The sequence below is a fragment of the Mesorhizobium sp. M7A.F.Ca.CA.003.01.2.1 genome, assembly GCF_003998945.1.
Classification (GTDB): domain Bacteria; phylum Pseudomonadota; class Alphaproteobacteria; order Rhizobiales; family Rhizobiaceae; genus Mesorhizobium; species Mesorhizobium ciceri.
Genome location: NZ_RZRA01000490.1, coordinates 1 through 4,165, shown reverse-complemented (window position 1 = coordinate 4,165; position 4,165 = coordinate 1). Strand labels below are relative to the sequence as shown.

At 60.7% G+C, this 4,165-nt stretch carries 4 protein-coding genes; all 4 read left to right on the top strand.

What is annotated here, in order from left to right; genetic code table 11:
- Positions 1-248 precede the first annotated feature (248 nt).
- The 4 genes from EN969_RS19440 to EN969_RS19420 all read left to right on the top strand — a co-directional run bounded on the left by EN969_RS19440 (position 249) and on the right by EN969_RS19420 (position 4,051).
- Positions 249-923 carry a GntR family transcriptional regulator gene (locus tag EN969_RS19440; protein ID WP_013533053.1) on the top strand — a complete coding sequence of 225 codons (675 nt, stop codon included), beginning with the start codon at positions 249-251 and terminating at the stop codon, positions 921-923.
- 303 nt (positions 924-1,226) lie between these two features.
- Positions 1,227-2,054 carry a phosphogluconate dehydrogenase C-terminal domain-containing protein gene (locus EN969_RS19430; protein ID WP_063167523.1) on the top strand — a complete coding sequence of 276 codons (828 nt, stop codon included), beginning with the start codon at positions 1,227-1,229 and terminating at the stop codon, positions 2,052-2,054.
- Between the two features lie 317 nt (positions 2,055-2,371).
- On the top strand, positions 2,372-3,313 hold the full coding sequence (locus tag EN969_RS19425; RefSeq protein WP_024502459.1) for a D-ribose ABC transporter substrate-binding protein: 942 nt from the start codon (positions 2,372-2,374) through the stop codon (positions 3,311-3,313).
- 93 nt (positions 3,314-3,406) lie between these two features.
- The gene (locus tag EN969_RS19420) at positions 3,407-4,051 is read left to right on the top strand and encodes a DUF2291 family protein (RefSeq protein ID WP_027163941.1); all 645 of its coding nucleotides are present in this window, start codon (positions 3,407-3,409) and stop codon (positions 4,049-4,051) included.
- Positions 4,052-4,165: the final 114 nt, after the last annotated feature.

The window sequence follows — 4,165 nt, the reverse complement described above, 5'->3', positions numbered from 1 at the left end:
GCCGCCGGACTTTCGATCCGATACCCATGTGGAACTCCTCCCAAACAGAACGACCAAATGCCTCCCAAGGGCACAAAACGTAAACCCTTGTCATTCGATGCCAGCGACCGTATCATGATTTGATCAAATATCAATGATGAAATCGTTTATATCAAAACGGGCTATGTCGGCCGCTTGACGTGGCACCACGAACCTTGCATTCCGGCACAAGCAATAGTGTCGCCCATGGGCGGGAAGGTTGACCGGAGATGGCTGGATCGGCGTTCAGGAAGCCTGGTGTCGAGATCATTCCACTGTCCAAGGAAACTCTGCAGGACCGGGTCTACAACCAGGTCACCGAACTGATTCTCGACGGCAGCATCGTGCCGGGCGAGATGGTCACGGTTCAGAGCCTCGCCGACGCCTTTGGCGTCAGTCCGATGCCGGTCAGGGAAGCGCTGCGGCGCCTGACGGCAGCCAACGCGCTGACGGTAGTATCCGGGCGCTCCATTGGTATTCCGGCGCTCAGCCGCGAGCGGCTCACCGATTTGCGAAATGTACGTTTTGAGATAGAGGCCATCGCCGCCGGCTGGGCCTCACAGAACCGCAGTGATGCGGATCTTGCGATTTTCGCGCGCGATCTGGACTCACTGGAACGCGCGAATGGCGCGGACGACGTAAAGGCCTATCTCAGGGCGAATTATACCTTCCACTTCGCAATCTACCGAGCAGCGGGATCCGAAACCCTGCTCAAGATCATCAAGGATCTATGGCTGCAGATCAGCCCCTATTTCAATATGCTGCATGGATCCTACTCGACCGCGAACACATACCATCAACAGATGTTTGCGGCCCTGCGCGACCGGGACGAGCAGGCAGTTCAGGCGGCGGTTCGCGGCGATATCGATGCGGCTTTCGACATGCTGGTCGATCTTTTGAAGTAGCGCCCGGCCCGACCTCCGACCCCTATCACATGCCTCCTATTTCTGGGGATGGCAGAGCAGCGCTCATGCGCACTCAGCGGGCAAGCGCGGGCTTCTTCTGGTGATCTAGAGATCATATCCCGAGCGCGTCATCCATGGTTCTCGTGCTTGAGCTTGCGAGGGCGGCAGCCGATGACGCGGCGAAGCACATGACCCGCATCCTCATTGTCATTATCGGATTGCCAAAATGTGGTAGCGTGATTATACCAGTTGATCAGTTGACGACGGGCGATACCGTCCGCTGAGATCAGGAGTAGTGACCAAATGACAACGATTGCGCTGTTCGGTGCCGGTGGGAAAATGGGCTACCGCCTGTCGACCAATTTTCGCGGGTCGCCCTACACAATACGCCATGTCGAGGTCAGCGATGCCGGCCGCGAACGGCTGAAGACCGGGCTGGGTTTCGATACTGTCAGCGCCGACGAAGCGCTCAAGGGCGCCGATGTGGTGATCCTGGCCGTTCCCGACACGCATATCGGCAAGGTGGCGACCAGCATCGAGAGCAAGCTGGCGCCGGGCACCATGGTGGTGGTGCTCGACGCGGCGGCACCCTTCGCCGGCCACCTGCCGAATCGACCGGACCTCACCTATTTCGTCACCCACCCCTGCCATCCGCCGATCTTCAACGACGAAACAGATATGGCGGCAAAGAAGGACTATTTCGGCGGCGTCAAGGCCAAGCAGCATATGGTCAGCGCCTTGATGCAGGGGCCGGAAGAGGATTACGCCAAGGGCGAGGCGATCGCGAAGATCATCTGGGCGCCGGTCATGCGTTCGCACCGCGTCAGCGTCGAACAGATGGCGCTGCTGGAACCCGGGCTTTCGGAGACGGTGTGCGCCTCGCTGCTGGTGGTCATGAAGGAAGCCGTCGACGAGGTCGTGGCACGCGGCGTCGACCAGCAGGCGGCGCTCGACTTCCTGCTCGGCCATATGAACGTGCTGGGCGCCGTCATTTTCGGCGAGACCAAGGGCGTTTTCTCGGATGCCTGCAACAAGGCGATCGAGTTCGGCAAGCCGGTGCTGATGCGGGACGACTGGAAGCGCGTGTTCGAGCCGGAAGAGATCGCCGCCAGCATTCAGCGTATCACCTGAAGAGGAGAGGCGCTGCCGCCGCGACGTCGCCGTACCGTTGCCGACGCTCGGCATCGTAGCTCATCAGGTACATATCACCTGAATTCGTGGTTGACTCATCATACCAGTTGGCTTAGCTGTTCATGGCTCGGATCGACAGGGTTTTGGCAGGAGTACGGTGGGCGAGTGGAGGATGGCTGGGGAGCAACGATCCGTGGAGGGAAGCCGGCAAACGGCTCTTTAGCCCCGAAGCGATCCGCCGCCCGCGCCGCCTGACGAATTCGGATGCCGACAGATGCTTTCGGTAACCAAGGCAATTTTTCAAACGGGAGGACTTCATGAAACTTACACGCAGAATGACGCTTGCGGCTTTCGCCGGCATGCTGGCGCTTGGCACGGCCGTGCCCGCCTATGCGGCGGATCTCATTGCCATCATCACGCCCTCGCACGACAATCCGTTCTTCAAGGCGGAAGCCGTCGGCGCCGAAGCCAAGGCCAAGGAACTCGGCTACGAGGCGCTGGTGCTGGTCCATGACGACGACGCCAACAAGCAGTCCGAGCTGATCGACACCGCGATCGGCCGCGGCGCCAAGGCGATCATCCTCGACAATGCCGGCGCCGACGCCACCGTCGCCGCGGTACAGAAGGCCAAGGACGCAGGCATTCCGTCCTTCCTGATCGACCGCGAGATCAACGCCACCGGCGTCGCCGTCGCGCAGATCGTCTCCAATAACTACCAGGGCGCCCAGCTCGGCGCGCAGGAATTCGTCAAGCTGATGGGCGAGAAGGGCAATTTCGTCGAGCTGGTCGGCAAGGAATCCGACACCAATGCCGGCATTCGTTCCAAGGGTTATCACGACGTCATCGACGACTATCCGGACCTGAAGATGGTCGCCCAGCAGTCGGCCAACTGGAGCCAGACGGAAGCCTATTCCAAGATGGAATCGATCCTGCAGGCCAACCCCGACATCAAGGGCGTGATCTCCGGCAACGATACGATGGCGATGGGCGCCTATGCGGCACTTGCCGCGGCGAACCGCAAGGATGTCATCGTCGTCGGCTTCGACGGATCGAACGATGTTCGCGACTCCATCACCTCGGGCGGCATCAAGGCAACGGTGCTGCAGCCCGCCTTCGCGCAGGCGCAGATGGCGGTCGAGCAGGCCAACGACTTCATCAAGAACAAGAAGTCGCCGGCCAAGGAAAAGCAATTGATGGACTGCGTTCTGGTCAATGGCGACAATGCCGCCAAGCTGGAGACCTTCGCGCTGACGAACTGAGCCAGCGTGATTTGAATAGCGAGGGGCGAACCCAGGATCGCCCCTCGCCGCCATTTTCCGTGGGCCGCCCACGATGCTGAACGACAGGCCGCCATGCTGAACACCAAGCCGAACTGGCCGATCCTTACCGTGATGGTCGGCATCAGCCTGACCGCCTGCAAGATCCTGCCGACGAAATCGGACGACGGCAACAACGCTGCCACCTTCAATCCAGACAAGATGGTCGAAGAGATATGGGCGGCAAAGGTCGTGCCCTATCTCCAGCAGAAAGCCGGACCGTTTGCGCAGGTTCACACACTGGCGACAACCGACCCAGCGGCTGCCGGCGCCAAATACGGCAATCCGAACAAGCAGGCGAATTCGCCTTGGACTTTCGCGGTTCGGCTGGAAGGCAAGATTATCGCGGCCAACACACAGTCGCGTGCGGCAACGGTCGACGTCGATGTCGACGGCGACGGCAAAGCCGATGCACGGGTGCAGATCGGACCGGCGGTGCGCGGTACCGCGCTGCGCGACAGCCTGGACTTCATCCAGTTCAACGACTTCACCAACCAGATCGACTTCGCCCAGTTCGGCAAGGCTTTCAACGCTTATGCCGACAAGACGGTGCTTTCCAAGCTGCCGCGCGAGGCGCTGGAAGGCCGCAGTGCCAAGGTGCTCGGCGCCTATACGCTGGGGAGCGGCCAGGACCTGCCGCTGGTGACGCCGGCGGAGGCAGAGATCGGGCCGAAGCCATGAGCGCGATCGCGGAGCGCGAAATCATTCTGAAGCTCGAGGACGTCTCCAAGGTCTATTCCGGCACCGTTGCGGTCAAGCGCGCCAATTTCGAGGTGCGCAAGGGCGCGGTCAACG